General features: G+C 60.9%; 18 protein-coding genes, 1 tRNA gene and 1 pseudogene. 3 read left to right on the forward strand and 17 right to left on the reverse strand.

The window, feature by feature from the left end; translation table 11 throughout:
• Nucleotides 1-37: 37 nt before the first annotated feature.
• From L3V18_RS04115 to L3V18_RS04160, 10 genes are all read right to left on the reverse strand, one after another.
• Entirely contained in the window at nucleotides 38-1,909 is a 1,872-nt protein-coding gene (locus L3V18_RS04115; RefSeq protein ID WP_237053321.1) for a type IV secretion system DNA-binding domain-containing protein, read from the reverse strand.
• Complete coding sequence (locus L3V18_RS04120) at nucleotides 1,887-2,651, reverse strand: ankyrin repeat domain-containing protein (protein WP_237053322.1); 765 nt, start codon at nucleotides 2,649-2,651, stop codon at nucleotides 1,887-1,889. Before L3V18_RS04120 ends, L3V18_RS04115 begins: the two co-directional genes overlap by 23 nt.
• A 124-nt stretch (nucleotides 2,652-2,775) precedes the next feature.
• Nucleotides 2,776-2,862: transfer RNA gene (locus L3V18_RS04125), tRNA-Tyr, on the reverse strand.
• Between the two features lie 172 nt (nucleotides 2,863-3,034).
• Nucleotides 3,035-3,232 (reverse strand): hypothetical protein, encoded by a 198-nt coding sequence (locus L3V18_RS04130; RefSeq protein WP_237053323.1) that lies wholly within the window; start codon nucleotides 3,230-3,232, stop codon nucleotides 3,035-3,037.
• Between the two features lie 146 nt (nucleotides 3,233-3,378).
• Nucleotides 3,379-3,951: a hypothetical protein gene (locus tag L3V18_RS04135; protein WP_237053324.1), complete on the reverse strand. Its 573-nt coding sequence runs from the start codon at nucleotides 3,949-3,951 to the stop codon at nucleotides 3,379-3,381.
• Between the two features lie 79 nt (nucleotides 3,952-4,030).
• Nucleotides 4,031-6,961 (reverse strand): type IV secretory system conjugative DNA transfer family protein, encoded by a 2,931-nt coding sequence (locus tag L3V18_RS04140; RefSeq protein WP_237053325.1) that lies wholly within the window; start codon nucleotides 6,959-6,961, stop codon nucleotides 4,031-4,033.
• A gap of 10 nt (nucleotides 6,962-6,971) precedes the next feature.
• A complete protein-coding gene (locus tag L3V18_RS04145; protein ID WP_237053326.1) occupies nucleotides 6,972-7,547 on the reverse strand; it encodes a hypothetical protein in 576 nt (191 codons plus the stop codon).
• A 66-nt stretch (nucleotides 7,548-7,613) separates the two neighbouring features.
• Nucleotides 7,614-8,825: a hypothetical protein gene (locus L3V18_RS04150; RefSeq protein ID WP_237053327.1), complete on the reverse strand. Its 1,212-nt coding sequence runs from the start codon at nucleotides 8,823-8,825 to the stop codon at nucleotides 7,614-7,616.
• Nucleotides 8,826-8,884: 59 nt separating this feature from the next.
• Entirely contained in the window at nucleotides 8,885-9,529 is a 645-nt protein-coding gene (locus L3V18_RS04155; RefSeq protein ID WP_237053328.1) for a hypothetical protein, read from the reverse strand.
• 33 nt (nucleotides 9,530-9,562) lie between these two features.
• Nucleotides 9,563-9,964, reverse strand: a complete 402-nt coding sequence (locus L3V18_RS04160; protein ID WP_237053329.1) for a hypothetical protein — start codon at nucleotides 9,962-9,964, stop codon at nucleotides 9,563-9,565.
• A gap of 769 nt (nucleotides 9,965-10,733) precedes the next feature.
• Between L3V18_RS04160 and L3V18_RS04165 the strand changes: the two genes are divergently transcribed.
• Nucleotides 10,734-11,789 carry a hypothetical protein gene (locus tag L3V18_RS04165; RefSeq protein WP_237053330.1) on the forward strand — a complete coding sequence of 352 codons (1,056 nt, stop codon included), beginning with the start codon at nucleotides 10,734-10,736 and terminating at the stop codon, nucleotides 11,787-11,789.
• A gap of 2 nt (nucleotides 11,790-11,791) precedes the next feature.
• Here L3V18_RS04165 and L3V18_RS04170 read toward each other — a convergent pair whose 3' ends face one another.
• The 4 genes from L3V18_RS04170 to L3V18_RS04185 all read right to left on the reverse strand — a co-directional run bounded on the left by L3V18_RS04170 (nucleotide 11,792) and on the right by L3V18_RS04185 (nucleotide 14,827).
• Nucleotides 11,792-12,991 (reverse strand): AlbA family DNA-binding domain-containing protein, encoded by a 1,200-nt coding sequence (locus tag L3V18_RS04170; protein WP_237053331.1) that lies wholly within the window; start codon nucleotides 12,989-12,991, stop codon nucleotides 11,792-11,794.
• A 17-nt stretch (nucleotides 12,992-13,008) separates the two neighbouring features.
• Entirely contained in the window at nucleotides 13,009-13,578 is a 570-nt protein-coding gene (locus tag L3V18_RS04175; protein WP_237053332.1) for a hypothetical protein, read from the reverse strand.
• Between the two features lie 35 nt (nucleotides 13,579-13,613).
• The gene (locus tag L3V18_RS04180; protein WP_237053333.1) at nucleotides 13,614-14,210 is read right to left on the reverse strand and encodes a ParA family protein; all 597 of its coding nucleotides are present in this window, start codon (nucleotides 14,208-14,210) and stop codon (nucleotides 13,614-13,616) included.
• Between the two features lie 98 nt (nucleotides 14,211-14,308).
• Entirely contained in the window at nucleotides 14,309-14,827 is a 519-nt protein-coding gene (locus L3V18_RS04185) for a hypothetical protein (protein ID WP_237053334.1), read from the reverse strand.
• Between the two features lie 440 nt (nucleotides 14,828-15,267).
• Between L3V18_RS04185 and L3V18_RS19385 the strand changes: the two are divergent.
• Both L3V18_RS19385 and L3V18_RS04190 read left to right on the forward strand, forming a co-directional pair.
• A pseudogene (locus L3V18_RS19385) lies at nucleotides 15,268-15,738 on the forward strand (type 4 pilus major pilin); the annotation flags it as partial.
• A gap of 996 nt (nucleotides 15,739-16,734) precedes the next feature.
• Nucleotides 16,735-17,355: a hypothetical protein gene (locus tag L3V18_RS04190; protein ID WP_237053335.1), complete on the forward strand. Its 621-nt coding sequence runs from the start codon at nucleotides 16,735-16,737 to the stop codon at nucleotides 17,353-17,355.
• Here the strand turns inward: L3V18_RS04190 and L3V18_RS04195 are convergent.
• The 3 genes from L3V18_RS04195 to L3V18_RS04205 form a co-directional block, all read right to left on the reverse strand.
• The gene (locus L3V18_RS04195; RefSeq protein ID WP_237053336.1) at nucleotides 17,336-18,112 is read right to left on the reverse strand and encodes an AbiU2 domain-containing protein; all 777 of its coding nucleotides are present in this window, start codon (nucleotides 18,110-18,112) and stop codon (nucleotides 17,336-17,338) included. The two genes, L3V18_RS04190 and L3V18_RS04195, sit on opposite strands and share 20 nt — an antisense overlap.
• Entirely contained in the window at nucleotides 18,109-19,026 is a 918-nt protein-coding gene (locus L3V18_RS04200; RefSeq protein ID WP_237053337.1) for a hypothetical protein, read from the reverse strand. The genes L3V18_RS04195 and L3V18_RS04200 overlap by 4 nt, the downstream gene beginning before the upstream one ends.
• An 86-nt stretch (nucleotides 19,027-19,112) precedes the next feature.
• Complete coding sequence (locus L3V18_RS04205; RefSeq protein WP_237053338.1) at nucleotides 19,113-19,808, reverse strand: DUF6988 family protein; 696 nt, start codon at nucleotides 19,806-19,808, stop codon at nucleotides 19,113-19,115.
• Between the last annotated feature and the right edge of the window lie 4 nt (nucleotides 19,809-19,812).

Genomic DNA, 19,812 nt, shown 5'->3' on the forward strand with positions numbered 1-19,812 from the left:
TCCAAGGTCCCAGAAATCGGAGAGTTGGCAAGGCCACTCAGCGCTTGAACAGGGCGTCGATCTCTTCGGGGGTCATGGCCAGAACGCGCTGGACGTCTTCGACGCCCCCCTGGGTGATAGGGAACGCAAACGCCCCGCCCGGCAACGTTGCCGACTGCGTCGCCTCCCCTTCAACGGGCCCAGCGGGCTTGGTGGTCCATGCGGCAGGCACCCGATCGTCTCTGACCTTTGGATAGCTCTTACCTGGGAAGGAGAGCAACAAGGGATCGTCGTGGGTATAGACGATCGCGTTGATGCCCCAACGCTCCGGCCCGTAAGCCTTCCCACGCCGAAAACCAAGGGCGTCGGTCAACTGCTCTGGGGACACCACGCTGCGGCTTTCCTCGTGGACCGTGGCCTTGTCATCATGTGAACGCCACGCCACTTTCTTCTTGCCTAACTGAGCCGCCAGTTTGGTTCGGGTCTCGCCCTTGGTCATGCAGTAGACGTGTGTGCCAACCATGCTGTTGAACGCTTGGGCGAGCTTGTCGCCGTAAACAAGTTCGATCTGGGAATGGTCTTGGACGCCAGCCACCACGACCACGCCGCGGCTACGCCCCTTGTCCAAGAGCGAATCGATGTTGAGCCGCCCCGCGCTTGTGAGCTCGTCCAGCACGAAGTAGATTCCCCTGCCCGCCTCGTTGTCTTCCAGGCTGGAATCGATCTCCATTACCGCAACGTTAATCATGGCGGAGATGTAGGCTTTAGTCAGGATCGGGTCCACACCCGCGTGAACGACCACCTGTTTGCGGCCTGTGTAATTGTCGCGAACCCATTGGGTCATTGAAAAACGTCGCTTTCCACGAGTTGGCCATGCGGTGGCCAGGTCATCGATGAGGCGGGTGAAGCCCCCCAGCGTGGACAACACGCTTGCAGTGGTCTGGCTCTCTGGGTTAACGACAAGGGCTGCGCCGCGGGGGTAATGGTGGCGCATGCCCTCGCACATGGCCGCCGCAGGTCGCCGCAACAGCTTGGCCAACTCTGGGAAACCCCAGGTGCCGTCCTGCGTGTTCTGCAGCTCACGCACGCAACCGATAAGGAGATCCTGGGCAGCCATGGTCCAGAACTTCGAATTCCCGTCCCCTTCCGGAATAAGCGAGGCGGCGAAGGCGGCAGCCTGGGTTGGAGTGCGCACATCGGCGGCCACGTCCCACGTCCAGGAGCGCGAATCGAATGGGCTGACGATGATCGGCCGCCCGAAGATCTTGGTGAAGGCTCCTTTGACGTCATAGAGGAACAACTTGGCCTGCTTCTTCGCGACCAACTGCTCCAACAACCCATTGATGATGACGGACTTGCCGGACCCACTGGAGCCGGAAATGATCACGTGCTTGGACCATTGCTTCTTCGGCAACACCAGGTCGGGATGCAAGGCCATGGAGAACGGATCTGCCTCTGCTTCTTTCGGCGTCAGCGAACGGCGCCGCGCCTCGGCAATGGCTTCCTGACCTTCCAACAATTTCGGTCCCGCTAAGTGCCAGGTGTTGCTCACCGGCTTGGCCTCCTTCAGGAACACACGGACGGCCAAGTAACCCGCCAACGCAAGCGAAACCCCGATGCGTGTCCAGGTGGCCACCGGGTGGTGATAGGACACCAGCTCGATGAACTCCCGCGCGGGAGCACGAGCCGAAATGCCAGCGGTTAGGAAGTGGTAGCCGGTCACCAAGCCGCCCTTCAAGGCATCCCCGGAGCGAATCAGCTGGCCATCCGGATTGGGGATGAGCCAGGCAATGCCCATGGCGCCCACGTAGACCACCCCGAACACGAACCCACTGCCCAGCAAAGCGCGGTGCCAGTAGCGAACCGGTTGCGAAGGGGCGACGTTGCCGGGCACCTCGCCCAGGGCGTCATAGGGCTTGGGCTTGCTCATGCCGGTGTTGATGCTGGTGCATGCGCGTGGGGGTGCGTCCACGCCAGCCGGGCTGCTGAGGGTTAGCGCCGTGGGCCATCAACTGCAGGCACACGCGGGCGTGCTTGTGGAGCGAGGCGAGGTGGAGCGGCGCCCAGCCCTGCCCGTTCAACGCCGACACGTCCGCACCGGCCTCCACCAAGGGGGTGACCAGGTGGGCATGGCCGAAGCGGGCTGCGTGGTGGAGCGGCGTGTTCCCGTTGAGGTCGGGCATGCGCACGCTGGCGCCCATGCCGATGCAGGCCAACAGCGCCGCTTCGTGGCCCGCTCGGGAGGCGCCGGTCAACCACGCTTGCCAGGGGCCATGATCCTGGAGGCGTTGCGCGTCGGCGCGAGCTGCCCGCGCTTCTTCAGCCGCCATGGACAGGTCATGGAACAACCCTGTGTGCTGGGCAGGGGTGAGGCGCGAAACGTGATCAGCGATGGCACTGAACGCCATGGGTTCGTTCTTGTCGCCCAGCCGCCGCTCGAACGCCCGGACCATTTCTAGGGTCGAGGCGTTCTCGGGAGCGTCGAAGGTCAAGCGGTGAAGCCCCCACCGGAGGTCCACCTGGGGAGCTCTCTCCGCGTCGCCTTGGCGCACCTGCCAGGTCAGATCACCACGTCGCCCCTCGACGGGAGACACGCTCAATACATGGGCACGGGCCAGGACGACGGAAGCGTGCTGCGGCTCGTTGCCGAACTCCCGCAGTAGGGCATCCACCAGAACTTCCGTTCGGTGGAGGCCCAGGGGGCGCAGTTGGTGTTGAAGAGATTCACGGGCGTCCATCCCCATGGTTGTAAAGGCGAATTGCCGGACGTCAAGCGAATGGCAAACATGCCAGGGATGGTGGGTCAGGTAGGACTTGAACCTACAAGGGACATTGCCATCAGTTTTACAGACTGCCCCGGCTGCATTACCGGACTACTGACCCTTATGAAGCTCCGCGGTTCTGCGCGATGATCAACCTGGGATGGGTGCCAAGATCGTCCAGACAAGCACCGTGATGACCCAGAGAGGGTGAAGCCAGAACATGAACTCGTCCCCATCGAACCGGCGGAGGCTCCGCCGGAGGTAGATGCGACAACGCCGGTAAGAAGCATTCATCAGCTAAGTGAGCATCGGGACAGAATTGCGCAGACAGCAGTGGCCACCGCGATCATGAGGACCACCTTGAACAGCACGGGCACGGCGAGCGGATAGAAGGTGAAGGCTGCGGCGAAGGCTGCGATGAGCACGAAGGCGGTCACCACCAGCGGAACCAGGTGGGCGAAGGCAAAATCTTTGAGGGCTTCAATCAACATGTCGGTCTCCTTGGTGATATTTATGGGTAGGTCGGTCTACTCTTTTTACACCTTCAGGTAACCACACCAGAACTGGGTGTCAAGTCGCAAAAATGCCCGATTCTGTGAAGAACCGGGCAGTTTTTGATACTCGTTGAGGCTTTTTCTTAGCGAGACTGACCGTATCGTTGACGCTCTGCTTCGCGGGCACGTTGCCGCTCAACCGACTCTTGCTTCTCGGCGTCCATGAAAGCCTCCCATTGCCCCCTTCCCTGCGACTGATGCTGGGTATGGGACTGGCCCTGAGACGTCCTCTGCGACCGCCAATCAGAAACCGATTGGGGAACCCATGATTGAGCAGCTTCGTTCTGAGCGGACTGGATGTGTTCCTCCTTTGCCTGAGCCGTCGTCGCAATCTGGCTCGGCAGCTCCTCCTTTCCCAGGCGTTTTGCTCCTTCATCGGCTTGCTTCAGCTCGCGGTCTTGAAGGGCTTCCTTGAATTGCTTCTTCTCCTCGGGAGATGCCGCGGCATAAGCTTCGTTCCGCTGCATCGTGGTGTCTTCGATGGTCTTGCTCAGTCCGCTGACCTTCTCCTCCCATGCAGAGCGCTCTTCCTTGTGAAAGCGATTGGGACGCCCCTGGAGGCGGAGTTCGTCCCGCTGGTCGCGGAGCGTAGTGAGTTGAAGGTCAAGGTCCATCAGGCGAGAGCCGGAACGTGGGGTGGTTGACTGTTCTTGCATGGTTGTTCTCCGTGGTGGGGAAAGGGATAGTTTTCAGATTGAAGACGGATCGGAAATGCGCAAGGGGGGAAGCAGCTGATTAGGCTGCCTCCTCCACCTCCGGCTCGGCGGGCGGGACCATGTCCTGGAATGCTCCAGGCTTGGACACCTTGATGAGATCCACGCGGCGAACCCCTGCGCGATTGAAGTAAGCGATGGCGTCGCCCTTCCCAGCCAAGAGGGAGCTAAATTCCTCCGGCTTGAACAACGGTTGGACTTCGCGCTTGCCGCCACTCGGAACCCGAACGACCTTGGACGTTTCAGCGTCAATCTCCGCCTGCGCCTTGGGACCGTGCCAGCGCATGGAAGAACCCGGTGGCTGATCCAGCGCCATCATCTGGCCTCCGCCCATCCGCTCGAAGTGACTCATGAACACCGCGTTGGGGTGATTGAGATCGTTCAGAGGCGAATTGAGCAGATTGGAGAAGCCTGCCTCGTAGTCCAAGCCCGTCGTGGGGGATTCGAACGTCGTGAGCAGTGCCGACCCCAAGCGTTCAGCCATGAGCGCGTAGGTCTCGTTCGTTGACCGGTAGCACATGATTGACAGGAATGAGTAGACAAACTGCCGCGCTGACCACACGTCCTTGAACTTCGCCACAAGGCCTTCATAGTTCTGTGTGGCGTAGACGCATGCCATGCCCAGGCTGCGTGCGATTGGCAACAGGTCGCGCTCCACCTTGCTCACGATGAGTTGGCATTCGTCTTTCAGGTCCCACATGGGCCGCTGGCCTTCTGCTTTCCACACGGCGGGATCCACCAAGGCCCGCTTCTGGATACCGCTGTAAACCCGCTGGGTCACCAGTGCGCCGATCAACAGGCCAGCGTCGCCGTGGACAGCGGTGGGCAAGCACACCCCGACGTGCTTTCCATAAAGGGCAATGGAAACGTCCACCCCTTCCTCCGTTGAATGCCAAGGAATGCCGTTGTTGTCCCGGAGGTGCTTGCCGCGAAGCAATACCCCCACCTTGGCACGCACGTTCAGCATGAAGCTGTTGCGGTGTTCCGGCTCCATGCCAGGCCACTTGTTCAGCAAGTAATCCAGTGATGCCGACAATAACGAACCAGGCATGCCAATGTCAGGATGGATGGAGTTGGGCTGGGTGGCCACACGGCTGCTGTAGTCCACTGCCAGCCCTGCATCTTGCGACAGCCCTTTGATTTCACCGGGGTCGAAGCCCAACCACAAAGCCAACTCCTGGAAGGCTGATCCAGCCACCCACTCCTCGCCCACCTTTCGAGGCTCATTTGCCAACGACAGCAGCTTGTCCAACGTGGCCGGGGTCCAGAACCAGGCCCGATCCCGCTCTGCCTCATCGCTCCACCGAGACAAGCGATCGCTCAAGTCGGCCAGGGAAGCTTCGATCGACGACACGTCATCCCCATTGGCCATGGCGTCGGCGCGGCGGCAAGCCAGATCATCGATGAGAACCTCCAGGCGTCGAGATTCCTGGATGGCGTGCTGGCGCATCGCCAGCTCGTGGTCCTTGAGCGCTTCATGGACGACAGTAACGTGGTCCATGTAGTCCCGTGCGCCGCTCTCCCACACCGCGTTCTTATCGTTGCGGTCGAATTCGCCACTGACACTATTGATGGCAATGCAAAGCTGTTGGGCGTCCAATCCTTGGAACGGTGCGAACCGGATGCCAGATTCGACAATGAGGTCCAACCATTTGCGCAACTCCCCAGCCAGCGCCATCTTGCCATCCGTGACCAACGTCCCGCCGTAACCGTAGAGACGGTGCTGCAAGAAGGCAGGAATTAGACCCGTCGAAGTCTTGCCGATGCCGCTCTCCCCGAAGAAGAGCAGATGCATCGTAAGGTCGAGCTCCGACAACACCATGGGCATCCCTGCATCGGGAGCCATGCCATAGTGCTTGCGGGTCAGCCAACCGGTGGCCTGGCCGAAGTTGATCAGTGGCGTCTTGTCCAAGAGCGCGGCTTCGGCCTGCTGAACGCGCGCACTCACGTGGGTGTTGGCCAGTGCGCCCTGAGTGCCCAGGTTGTATTTCTCGCCCTGCTGCCAGAGCTTGGCAGCACGCTCAAGAGCCTCCCTTTCGGTGTAAACCATCGGATACAACGACGCCAGGCCGAACCCCAGGAAAGCGCCCATGTCACCAGGGAGCACCAGGCAAATCGCACCGAGCACGGCTGCAGCCACTGTCCAGGCAACCATAGCTTTTGCACGCTCGGTGAAGCCCAGCCAAAATCCCTTGTGAACATCAGTGAGGGATTGGACAGCGCAAACCGCCAATCCGATCGCACCAAACGCCATCACGGCCATGCCAGCAACTAGCATAGAAAGCGTGTTGCCCTTCACGTCTGGAACAAAGGATTGACCAGAGGCGAACAGCAATGGGAGCACGAAGGTCAGAACAAACGCCTTCAGCGTGGCGCCCAAGCCTTCGCCTTGCTTCAGAGTCACCAAGTAGGGAATGGTCAGCGCCATGGCTACCAGGGTCAGCAGAAGCCAGCCCCCACCGGCAGTAGCCGTCAGGAAGATGAAGGCCGCCAACGCCGGCAGCGCGCCGAACATGAAACTGGTGGCGGTGCTGTCGCCGCCTTTGCCTCGATCCTGTGCAAGGACCATGCTTTCGTAGCGACGACCGCTCTTGGTCATCAGATGGCGGGGCGTGGTATCTCGCAGATCGGCTGGCGTTTCTGGCCACCAAAAGGAGAAGCGCTCAAAGGCGGGACCTTGAATGGACTCCGGAACAATCCAGCGCTGGGTGTGCTCGTTGTAGACGGCCCCAAGGTCCTTGACGTCCTCCTTGTCTTCGTCGGTGATGACGTTGACCAGCTCTCGACTGGGAATTCGAGAGGACACATCAAAGCGACCGACAACCTCTTCATAAAGGTCTTCGGCTTCCTGGCGAATAGCTTCTGCGGCGTCCACCTGATGCCGCCAGCGTCCAGGAACCACACGTCCGGCCAGTGACAACACATCAAAAACTGTAGGAATAGCAATGGTCATCGTGGCCTCCTTAGCGCGGGTTGTATTTGTTACAGGCTGCTGCCTGCTCGTTAGTGAAATCGCTCAGCCCTTGCGCAGCCGCTACGGTCAACTGCTGGCACTGAGTCAAACTCAACTCAAGAGGAGCTTTCTCCTTCTCCTTCTTCGCACCACTAACAAGACCAGTTAAGGTGGAGATGAGGCTCGAAGCGGTTACCTTCTGGGATTCCGCTGGGCTCAACAGAGCGGCTTCGGACGACTCACTCTTGTTGGAAATCGCTGACGCCAGCGCCACGCAGGCCAGCGTGAAAGTTAGCAAAGCCAAAGAGACGCCCTTGCTGATGTGGGGTTGGCTGGCCACCCTGATCTGGGTGGCATTGAGCTGACCGAGCTGCCACTGTTTGCGACTTTCAGGCGTGGAGCAAACTGGAACCCGATCGGAAGGGATGTAGTAGTAACTGTCATATACCCCAGCACCTACTTCGTCCCGCTCCAATCCAAGTTTGCTTGGCTCACCGAGGAAAAGCTTTCCATGGAGGTGAAGCCATCGGCTTCCGAAAGAAAGCTTGCGCTTCCGATACTGCTTGAAGAGTTGATCAAAGATCATGAGTGGGCCTCCTTAGAACTGACCTACTCACGAATAGCGCATTTCCACCGATGCGCAAGGGGGGGATCATTCGATCCCCGACTTCTTCGCCCAAGCATCCAAGTCCGCGTTGGCTTTCTGCTGCCAATCGCTCTTCGGTTCGGAAACCGGTGCTCTGACCTTCTTCGGCATCGTGGCTGGCGCACGCTGCGTTGACGGTTTGAGCTGGTCCTCTTTCCGCGCTGAGTCCGCCACCACGGGACCAACGACAGGCTCAGGCTTCTCAATCGTGGGTTCGGGCCTGGCCTGCTCTGAAAGCAAGGCTGGAGACGGCGCGATCACGGGGGCTTCCACCACCTCGGGCAGCTGCTCGGGAACCACCGGAGTGGCAACCGGTGCCACGGGAGCGGGAGCGCTCGGCGGCGGCTGGTCGTTCTTCTCTTGCAGGAAATAGATCGCCCCAGCGACCAATGCCACCGCCACCACGCCGCCCACGACCCAAGGCCAACGAAAGCCGGGCATGGATTGCAATGACGCTTGCGGTATCTCTGGAGGAGTGCCGTCGGGTGAGTTGCTAGGCTCCTCAACAGCACCGAGAGCCAACTCGCTCTGCCCGATGGAAACGTCATAGGTCACCTGAGGCTCTACGAGAGCCTCTGCTGGTAAATCCGAAAGGGCATTCAACTCCTGTGCCAATCCAGGCGCTTCCACGACCGGCTGTTGTTCAGTCAGGGCTGCGACAAGAACCGCTTCGCCCACCTCAACCGCATCAGCTTCGCCGGCAATGGCGGCTGGCTCATGGACGGACAACGCTTCGACCAAGTCCTCAGCTGCCATTTCCTCGAAAGGGGCTTTGTCCTCCATATCGTCGCCATTTACACGGACATGGTCCTGAGCCATTCCGTCCGCCACGAGAGAACCCGCCGTATCGGTCTTCAAGAAATTGGGCACCACATCGACCTTGGCCGGCTGGACCGTCAGGGTGCTCGACTTGGCTTCTGTAGGCTTAAGTCGTTCCTCCGCGGTCTTTGACCTTTTCGCGTTCAGTTGTGCCTTGGCTTCCTTAGCTTTCTCCGCTGCAGCAGCAACGCCCTTGTGGGTCAACTCGGCGGCACGCTTCCCGATCACCCCGGCCCAGTGACCGGCAGTCTTCAAGGCTTCCTTGGTGTTGTCGGACACCACCTTGTTGTCCCCGAGGGGGGATACACCCAACGTGTCGTCACGGGTCGTCTGAAGCTCGCGTTTGCGTTGCTCACGAGCCCGGTCCCGCATGCGCCGTTGCTTTTCAATATCTGACATAGCTTCCTCCGTGTTCGATGGGGGAGCCCGAGAGCCGATGGACCCTCGGGCCTCGGTTGTTACCGGACGTCCGGCACCGGCGTTACGACGATCACGGGCTCACCGCTGCCGCAGCGGTCGTCCACGGTCACCTTCGACAGCGCACCGCGTTTGGCCAGCTCAACGATGGGCACCTGGCAGGCGGCCTTGTCGGCGCCTTGGAACACGACCGTGAGCCCGTTGGTCGACTTCGTCAGCAAGCCGGCGAACTTGTCCAGGAACGCCTGGGTTTCCTTGTCCAGCCGCTTCATGTCTTCGGGGCTGTAGTTCAAACGCAACGAATCCAGGAAGGCTTCCTGCTTGCCTTCGACGGTCTCGGTCTTCGTGACAACTTCGGCCTTCATGCCAGCGGCACGCGCGGCCTCAGCTGCCTCCTCGGCGTGCTCACGCTGCTGCTTCAGGTAAGAGGCCGTGGCGCCTACGGCCGCACCCGCGGCGCACGCGGCAATGGCTCGGTCCTTCTTGCCGGTCAGGTAGGCCAAGGCGCCACCGGCGACGCAGCCAAAACCGCCGGCCTTGAAGACGCGCTTCTTATCGGTCTTTGGCTTCGCCTCGGAGGAAGCGGCCTGCTCCGACGGGTTGGACTGAGCCAGTGCCTGCAGCGGCATTGCCATGGGCAGGCAGGCGATCAGGCAAAGGGTGATGGGGAGGGTGGAACGTTTCATGGATGGATCTCCTAGTGGGGTTGGTGGGGGTGCTCAAACGTTGGGCTTGCTCACGGGAAGGCCCGCGCCACGCGTGGCGGGACTGCTTCTTGGAATGGCCGATGCGGTGCTCATCGACAAAAGGACATGGCGAAGCGCGTCTTCGTAGCGCTTAATGGCTTGGTCTTGCTCGGCCTTCATCTCGTCGCGCAGCCGCTTCTGGTCTTCCTGGAGAGACCGGCGCAGGGTCGCGTTCTCCTCGCGGAGCTGATCGAGCAGAAACTCCAGGTGGGCGTTTGAGTTCTCCAGCGCCGCCGTCAAGGTGACGCTCGCGTTGTGCCGCTCCAGTGCATCGCGCATGTAAGCGCTGAACGCCACCCCGCTCTCGCGAGCGAGACGGCGAGCCAGCTTCAGTTGCTCGCGGTCGAGGTTTACGTTTTGACGAACGAACGCCATTGGTCGAGTGACTCCGTTTCGGGATTACTCCACCGATACCTGGAATCCGCGAGTTGGCAAGGCCCCACCGCAGGAGCCTGAAAAGCAAGGGTGAAACGAGCTAACAACCGCCGACCTTGTCTCCTGACGCTTGTGACACGGTCGGGTCTTGATTGCATTGAGCTTTCGCCGTTCGTGACGCAGATTTTTGGCGCGAAGCGCACACCCACTTCAGTGCGTCATGTGTATGACGAGTCCAGGGCACCCTCCAGGCTTCTGCTTTGGTGCCTGGGCCGACACTGCTTCAACCGACGCGGAGCTGTTGCCGTTGCTTTTCGCCACCCCTTGCGATTCCCCAGTGCAGAGGTATTGGTAGTTCATCCCCAAACCGGTTCATCTCTTCCCACGTTCACGCCATGCCTTCCCAGACCCCACGCTCCCCCGCCCCTCTCGCCTTCCGTCGCCCCTCGCACGGAAAGCCAGTTGCGTTCGTTCGGCCACCCGTTTCTTCTCGCCGGCCAACCCTCGTCCGTGACCACCGCAACCCATCGGCGCCGCACTCGAAAACCGTTGAGGCATTCGTTTTAGTCAAACCAGTTGGGGGACGCTGGATTCACGGTGCGGGTCGCTTTAGTCAAATGGGAGCAGTCACCCTCGCAAACCGACTCGTGGCCCGAACTTCCGTGCGCCATTTCGTTTTAGTCAATCCGGTGAGGGGGCTGTTGAAGTGCTTGCGCCCCATCCATGACACCCCATTCCGGAGCGCTTGCCATTCGCTTGAGGCCACCCCATGACCACCTCAAACTTCCAGGCATTCGTCCAACGGCTGCTGGAGAAACACCGCGCCCGTGCTGCCGATAACCCCCGGTGGGCGCTCGACCTGCTGCGGCGACAAGACAACCCGACGTGTGCGTTCTGCTGCTCGCCCATCGACGTGAGCCGGCGGCAGTCGTGGGGTCTGTCACCCCTCGTTCCGTTCAACCAGGGCGGCCCCGTCGAACCGTCGAACCTACGGATGGCCTGCAAGAAGTGCGCGGTCGAACGCGGCGCGCGCGACCTTCTGGCCTGGGAAGAGCTGGCTGCAAAGGTGCCTGCCGAACACCTGAACCCGCTGAAGGAAGCCCGGTTGGGAGTGTTGCAACGCTCGGACAATCACCTGACCTCTGTGGGTCGCTACGCGAAAGACGGAACCGTGCTGGACCTGCTCCGTGAGCGCTGGAAGCATCCCCGCTTTCTCGTCTACGTCGAACGCCATGAGAACGGATGGTTCGTGGGTTGGCCGGTGGGCCAGCGGACCCTCACGACCCGCAACGAAGCCGCCGCCCTGCTGCGCCAGGTGCACCAAGCCCGATGGGTGGAGCACGGGGAGGTGGTGGGCTTCGACGTATCGGAAGAAGTTTTTCAAACCGCTGTCTGGCAGCTCATCGAGTTCCATGCCCTGGTCATCGACCTGAGCCCAGACGAAGCCGCCCACCGCGAGCGGACCGGTAAGAACAGCTGGATGGCGCGGTATCCGACCTTGCGCCAGATCCGCCAGCGGCGCAAAGGCGCCCACGAAACACCCTGGCCACTTGCCGTCAATGGACAGATCAGGGCATACAGCGAGAAGGCTGGCTCAGTGCGCATGCGGGAGAAGCGGCGAGCGTCAAGGGAGGCGGAAACGAAAGCGAGGTGGCTGGAAGCCCGGCACCGGTTGGAGCACCGGGACGCTGCGGTGGACGCCGGCCAGGTTCGGGAATGGCTTCCTGGGGAGCGGGCGGCCCTGCAGGCCGATGTAGACGATCTTGCCCACCAATGGCTTTCAGCGCGCCGTCTATTGCTCGGACGCGATGTGAAACCCCAGTAGCTCTAATCGGGTTTTGTTTCTTTGATGGACTCATAAATCAGTGACTTCAACCCGTCGAGATCGAGCGTTTCGCTCTTTCCTTGAACTTCAAAGATGTGCTCGAAGGTCAAAGGCGGATTGAGTTCCTGGGCGAGTATTCGGACCTTCAGAAGGTGGGGGCCAGTTGTTTCTGGAAGCACGGCTAAGACTTCATCCCCGAATGCTGACTCGCCCGGCAACAGACTGCCCAATCGGACACGGCAGATGTGATGGCCTTCCTTGGTGTCCACCTCCATCTGAGGCACGTAGTTCACGTGACGAGCTCCCGGAACCATACTCCGCAAACTTCGGTCTAGCATGCTCCATCCCGGCGCGGGCATCTCTGGCAGATTGTCTACGAGATCAAGTTCAACGCTCTTTTCACTTGGTCCACTCGCCGATATCTCCAGCTTTGCGCCGCTCAAGGCAAACTCTGAACGGTTGGTCACTTTCACCCGAAGAGTGATCAGACGGCTTTGCAGGAATAGGTGCTCAGCCGCATCTCTCCAGAAATCCGAATTGTCCTCGTGCGTTCTGAAGCTAAAAGGTGTCAGCTCGAAGGAGCTTTCAAAAGAACGATTGCCCGTGCTGTAGTCAGGATAGGGGGAGGATGACCCGTAGAATGTCAGCTGGAAGTTCTGAGCCAAGGGAAGGTTGTCGTCCCCCTTTAGCTCGAGGTCAATTTTGGCTGGCGCTCGGATGGTGTTGCTAGCCCCCATCATGGCCACTTCACGTGGGGAAGCTACACCAGTCGAACTTCCCCGCCGGATGTAAACGGTATCCTTAAGCAGCTTCCCGTAGGGCTTCTTCAGATAGAGGGGCCGTGGCTGCTTAGGTATAGCAAGGACTGCAACGTGCTTCCCGTCGAATATCCGCTCTTCATAGCGGAAGTCCAGCTTGCTTTCCAGCTTCTCATTAACGAACTGCTGGATTCTGGAATCATCGATTGCCCCCTCTGCAGGGACACCCACCACTTCAGCAGGGTGCGGTGAGTTCTCCTTGAAACCGATCAGGATGTAGGCGGTGCCGTCTCGGTGGGCATTGGCCATGGCCAGAATGTCTTTCAACAGCTCTGACTTCGCATCTTCCGTGGCGGACGCGAACGGGTAGCGATCGGCCTTGTAGTCCAGATCCGAGCCCTCGCCCTTGTATCGAAGCTGCTCCAATTGGTCGTCCGTGAGCATCGCGGGCCCTTCCCCTGTCAGTAGATCTTCCCGTTCCTGGCCTTGCCCCGATTCCTCACGGCCACCCTGGCGGCTTTCCGTTCCTCGGCGTGCGCGTCTGCCGGCGAGCTCACGACCAGGAGTGTCTTGCTCTTGATCAGCGTCGCGGCGGCATAGTCGGCCAGCGCGACCATCGCCGTGGTCAAAGCCACTTCTCTGCCCGCGTCCTCGGAGTCCTCGTAGCCAAACAACTTGGCGATGTTCTCCCGGAGTTTCGGTGGGATCGTCACCATCGCGCGGTGGTGGCGCAGGCCATCCTCGCGCCGACGGTAGTCGTGGAGGGTGACCGATCGCGGCATAACCATGTGGACCCGCTTGCCGGCGACGGTGCCCGCCCGCTGGCTATCGTCGTAGTCGAAGTAGGACTTCCGCTCGGGGTAGTCGCCCGGCCCCAGAAGGATGTGCTCAGGAATGCGCCCGATCGCCGGCTCGGCCTTCGTGCTCTGGCGCGACGCCTTGGTGTGAGTGACGTTCTTGACGTCATCCAGCGTGCGCTTGGCAGTTTTTTTCGTCGCCGCTTTCTTGGCGGGAGCTTTGCGAGTGGCCATGGGTAGGTCAGGGAGGGAAACCAATGGAAGGTCCATCATGCCGCAGCCCTCCCCTTGGCGTCACGCTTGAGGGTGTGGCGCACCTTCACGGCCAACCCATGGATTTCCTCCTGGGCTTTCAGGGCCCACCGGTCGGCGGCGTCGAACACCGTCTGGCCCTGCTCGTAGCAGTCCGCGATCAGTGCCCGGTCGCGCACAAGAACCGCCCCAGCCATCTTGGGGTGCTTCAGCCGGCGACGGTGCGAAGACCGCTTTTCGTTGGCCCTATTGGCGATGGGCAGGTAACGCTTGCCCTTCTTCTCCAGCACCTCCACCGTTCGCAGGAAAATGAGGAAGCTGGCACCGTCCAGCAGCGTGGGGACGAGGTAGAGGTCAGCTTCGGGGATCACCTCATTGTCCGGGAGCCTGGGCGGAGTGTCGGTGATCTCAATCTGGAACCCCGGTGAGCGCGAGCGGCCCACCGAAAATGGCGTCTCATCGGACAGGGCGGCAAAGGCGCTGGCCCCGCCCTGGGGGTCCCTGTCGTTGACCAGCACACGCAGCCTGGGGTCGCGGGCGTAGCACCCGGCCAGGTTGAGGGCCAACGTGGTGCGGCCGACACCGCCCTTCAGGGAGAAGCAGCACAAGCGCATGGAAAACTCCGTCTGTATGAGTAGGTAGGGGTAGCCCAACCGACTCTACAGAGAGTCAAATGCAACGCAAGTGCATGTTTTTGCAAAACTTTTAGCCGTTAAGCCGCCAGACTCTTTTCTTTGAACCCGGCGCACTTCTGGAGCGACCTCACGCCACCTCTGACGGGGGGAAGCGTTCTGTGGGTGATCATCGCTTCGGACGGTGACACGTGGAGATCAAAGGGCTGCTCAGCCATCCAGTCCTTCAACGCGGGCGGAACATCGCCTTCCAGTTCCTCAAAGATCGTTCGGCGCTGTTTGCCGATCCAGTATTCGGCGAAGGGGTCCGCGCCCGCGGCGGCCAAGATGAGGGCCATCTGGTTGAACCCGTAGGCCAAGTGGGGACTGCCGCGGTATGCCTTCCACCCCATGCAGGCCAAGTGGAAAGCGGTGATTCCCTGCGGGCTCACCGGGGCATCTAGGGACGGGAAGATGGCGTTGTCGTCCCCTGACGTCCAGGCGTCGATGCGGGCCTGATGGATGCGGCGCACCAAGTGGCGCAGCAGAAACGGGTTGTTGGCCTGGACCGCGGCGTGGAGCTCGCGGGCGAAGCGCTCTTTGGGGTTGAGGGCGCTCATTTCCACTTCGCCTCTTTTCGGCTCTTCTGCTCGAAGTGGGCTCTCTCTTTCGCCAGGCGAACCAGCCGATGGCGTTTCGAGTTGGGGATGTGGGCGGCTTCAACGAAGCCTCGGCAAGGCTCGTTGGCGGCGTTCATGAACAAGCCCGAGCGGGGTTGGAGCACGGCCAGTAAGATTTGGTGCATGGGGTGATTCCTGTCGGTTTAGGTTTGACCGTTTATGAGTAGGTCGCCCCACTCGTCTAATCGGCTTAACCCCATGCAACCACACCGACAGGTCGAGTCAAGGGGGTAAATCGCAGAAAGTCTGACTAAAAACAGGGGCTTGCCAAACCACCTTTGCATCGCATGCTGAAATGCATGAAGACACCTCCCTCTCTGCGCAGACATCCCTCCCCCTCTCGCCTTTCCAGCGGGGTTCGCTCAGCGCTGGGCTTCGGCATGCTGGAGACCTTGCTCACCCTGGCCGGGCTGACCGTGCTCTCCGTCGTTGCTTTCGCGAGTTATTCGCACGTGTCTGCTAAGTCCAAGGTCTCGGACGAGACCGATAACCTGCGCGAGCTGTCCACACGGGTGGAGAACTCCTTCGGATTGCTGGGCACCTTCGCGGGCGTCAGCGCCGACGCGCTCGTGCGCGATGGCCTCGCCCCCGAACGACTGACCCATGGGGAAGGTTTGTTGACCAACGCCTGGGGCGGTGCAGTGACAGTCGAGCCCTACACCGTGACCCGCTTCGGGGATGGGTTCTCTATCGTCCACCACCAGGTGCCCGCGCGCTCGTGCGCCGACTTCGTGGCCGTCAACGCGCGCGACCCGTGGGACGTCCAGGTGTCGGACGTGTCGGTGATCCGCATCCACGGGGGGCGCCTCGATCTTCAAGCATTGACGGATGCCTGCGCGGGCGGCGATGGCCGCATTGCGTTCGTCTACCACACCGGGCTGGTGGCGGGAGCTGCGGTGGCAGCCTCACCGCTGCAGCTTTCCCCCACCCCGACCTCAAACACCCCTCCCGGCTCTCCTCCCCTGGGCGGTCCCGTGGGCCCTGCAGGGCCAGTGGGTCCCGCCGCTCCCATAAGCCCGATCAATTCAGCTCCTTCCCTCCCCCCTCCATCGCCGGCACCGGTTGCGCCGCCGACGGCCACTCCCGTCGTTCCGGTCACACCGCCCGCGCCTCCGGCGACACCTCCACTCCCTCCGCCCACCACCGTGGCAGCATGCGTGGAGAGTTCGGAGAACCGAACGGCAAATTGCCCTGCGGGTTCAGTCGGCCAGGTCCACCAATCCCGCCGTCATCATTGCGGGCCCGACCCCTCGGTTTACGAAGCGTGGGCTGGAGCGACGACGGCAGGACCGTGGACGGACACCAGCAACACTTGTTCGCCTTGCCCGTCTCCAGAAAGCCGCACCGTGGCGTGTCCGAGTGGCCAGGTGGGCTCCATCGGTGAGCAACGATCGTTCGTCTGCTCGGGATTGGGCTCGTGGGGAGCCTGGACGCAAACCGACAACACTTGCACGGCCTGCCCGGCCCCTGAAAGTCGCGCTGTGGGCTGCCCTGCGGGCACGTTCGGTGCAATCCAGGAGCAACGCGCTTACGTGTGCTCGGGATCCGGCGCGTGGGGAAGCTGGACTTTGGCTTCCAACACCTGCGCGGCTTGCCCCGCACCGTTCAACCAGACGGAATACCAGTGGGTGCCTGCGTCTGCACCATGCCCCTCGGGCACCACGGGAACGCACACGTGGGAGGAGCTTCAATCCCGCACGCGCGCGGGCTCTTACAACTGCCCCGCCAGCACGGTTGCCATGCCCCCAGCATCCTTCACCGGCTGGACCGCCTGGGCCGACAACGGAACTCGACGAAACGAAGTGGACGCCTGCGTTGTGAGCCGTCCGCGGTGCGCTGATGGGTCATTGAAGATCCCAGCCTGGTTCGCCGCCAATTACACCGGGAACAGCGGAAGCAACAATGCCAGCTGGCCGGCGGACGTGTGGGTAAACCCCACTCCGGCAGAAGGCGCCAGCTTGGCCGCGGCCGAAGCCGCCGCGACGTGGACCTACAACGAATACCCGGGTTCGTCTCACCCCGGTGGCAACTACCCGCTCGACTTCAACCGAGATGGGTTCTACCACTCCCAGTGCACGTCCTACACGCACGAGGGCAACGTCAAGTTTGGTTACGCCGAGTCGTTCACGTGCGTGCCGTTCATGGGCATGCATTACTGCGACTACAGCTCGCACAACATCACGGTCTCCTACGAAGTGTGCCGCCTGGAGTGCGAGTCAACCCTGCGTGGCAAGTCCAACTATCCTTATGTCTGGCAGCGGGATGTCACCCCGCCCTCACAATCCTCGACCGTGTGCACGGGCCAACCGGGGTGCGTGGTCAACACCTACTTGCCCGCTCCCCCGGCTTGCACCAGCGACACGGCGGGCCAGGTCATCGAGAACGTGCGCTGGCACCATGCCTTCGGCTCTGGCCAGGTGGCGTGGCGCACGGTGCGCCTGACATGTATCACTTCGGTGACGGACTGAGGCCTGCCAATGTTCTCCACATGTCCGTGCCCTGTTTGGCATGGCCTTCAGCAAACTGCTGAGGATCCCAGTAGGTATGCGTCAACAATAGACCCAGCTCAGAAACAATTCCTTGGCACTTATCTGCAAAGCCGAGCACATCGCTGAAGGTGAGCCCAAGGACGTTTACGTTGAAGGCGCCCGGCTCTTCATCGAGCTTACGCATCTCCAGGTGGGCCACATACTTGTCTCGATACGTGCTGATCTTGATCGCCACGTGGTCAGCTTTCAAAGCAGGAATGTCCGCACTCAACTTTGCCCAACTCTTGTCGAAGAGCGCGTAATTTTTTCGCCGATCCTTATCTTTGAATCGCTTCATGAGGGCAGCAGAGCTTTTCGCTGAAAGATTGGGGAAACTCCCCACGTGCAACTTATCGAACATCCGGCCGTAGCTTCGTCGGTAGTGGTTCTTGATATCCGGATCAGCATTGAGCTTGCGCCAGAGATTGGGCAGGCTTCCTGTCTTGGCGCCGTTGTCTAAGAAAAGTCGGGCTTGGTCGCGGACCAAATCCTGAGCCAGCAGAGGCGCCACATGCCCCCATGCTCCGGCGCCAATCGTTCTGTCCAGCATTGCTTTCAGGCCGTCCTGAATCTCCGTGTCCTGGATGAGCGGCGACAGGATGTGCCGCCGCTCGTCCAGGATGTGGCACTCCTGGGTCAACACGCGAATGAAACCGTCGATCTGCCGGACCCGCTGATCCAGTTCGCCCTTGGTCACTTCTGCTCGGCCCCCAACGGAACCTGCTGAAACCGAACCTGCAGACGTTTGATCAGGGCTCGGGTTTCCGCGTTCGGCGCGCGCGTGCACACCAGGACCGCTTCCCCGTTAGGCACGAAACGCATGGCTTTCTGCTCCGCTCGGACGATCGCACGATACTTCACCGCCTGGTAGACACCCCGCTGCAGCTCGTCTTCGCTGCATCGGCTGGTTTTCACCTCCACGGCCAACCGCTGCTTACCGTTGTCGAAGTGTGCATCCAGCCGATCACCCGAGCTCAGCAACTTCTCGTTGTTGCCGGCGGGGAAGATCCCGTAATCCACGAACTCCTCGGGGTGACTGGCCACCCACGCCTTCAAGGCTTTGTGCTCGTCGCTTTCGGGCTTGCCGCCCTCCTGGACTTTCGGTAGCGGCAGCGGCGCGTCGGCCGCCACCTCGAGCAACGCTCCCGTTGCTGGGGTCAGCATCGTGGCGCCCAGGGCGCGGGCGACCCGGTCCCAGTCCGGGTAGGTGAAAACGTCTTCCATCGCCTCTCGCAGGTGGGCGCGTCGCTCGTCTTCGGTGTCCAGCTTCTTGCCGGCGAAGTAAGCCGGGGAGATGGTAATGGCGCCTTCCCCGGGGTGCTTGGTGGCCTTGTTGATCACGATCGCGTGGAGTGGTGGGATGGGCTCCTTCCATTGCTCGCTGAGCCACTGCAGGGCTTGGGCAACGCCCCCGGCCACGGTGCCGTAGAGGTCCTTGCGGGGTTTGATCTCGTGCCCGAAGGTGTCATGCAGCTCCTGGGCCAGATCGCTGTAGGAATGGGCTTCACCCTCCTGGGCCCACCGGATGAGGATGGGCAGCGCGTCTGGAATGACCTGACTACGCCAGCGAGTGCGTGCGAACTCCACCTTCGACCAATCAAACTTCTCCATTACCTACCCTTCCTTGTGACTCTTCAAGATTGTTGCGGAATCAATATAGCTCCACAACATAACGCGCGAATGATGAAGCCTCGTTCTCATACCTCCTCCAAAAGGGGAGCCCTCGGTAACTCGTGAGGTTGTGAGGGAATCGGTGGTTGGTCAAACGTCAAACGAAACTCTTCTCCCAACTCGTCTCGCTTTGGGAATGCGTATGCTGTCAGGGGAGAATTCGGTGATAACACTGTCTCAAGGCAACCGGCAAGAACACAGAAGAGATCAGCTCTTATAAGACCAAGTATGACGTCATCCTTTACCCAGCCGGGACCAACCCGGCGATTGAGTTGGGGTGTTCCACCATGCGCATATTTGTGCAGCCACTTTGCGGCCCCACCCTTCTTGAATCCATCCACCATTGCCTGGATAGGCGGGAAGAACGGGACTAGAGCTTGCGCTATATCCCGCAACATCGGCACGTCGTCGACTGGATTGTCCTGACGATCTACAGCCAGACCTTGGATTGTTTTCAATGGCGCCACATAGACGAACCAGTAGCCGATTGCTGACGCTTCTAGAATGGGGCGTAGCAGCGCCGCCGCGGACCCGTATTCCTCGGCCTCAACGAGTCGAATGAAGGCGGAGTGGTGCTCCAAGGCCAGGTCGATAGCGCAACGTGCGAACTCCAATCGCAGGGCGGTTTCCCCTGTAGCTGGCAATAGGGTCCGAAGGCGATTGTTCTGTTCGCGCGACTTAACACATCGATAGAGAATGACACGCCGAGATTCTTCGTCCATGGCG

Origin of the sequence: Marilutibacter chinensis (genome assembly GCF_021725675.1) — a bacterium.
Classification (GTDB): Bacteria; Pseudomonadota; Gammaproteobacteria; order Xanthomonadales; family Xanthomonadaceae; genus Marilutibacter; species Marilutibacter chinensis.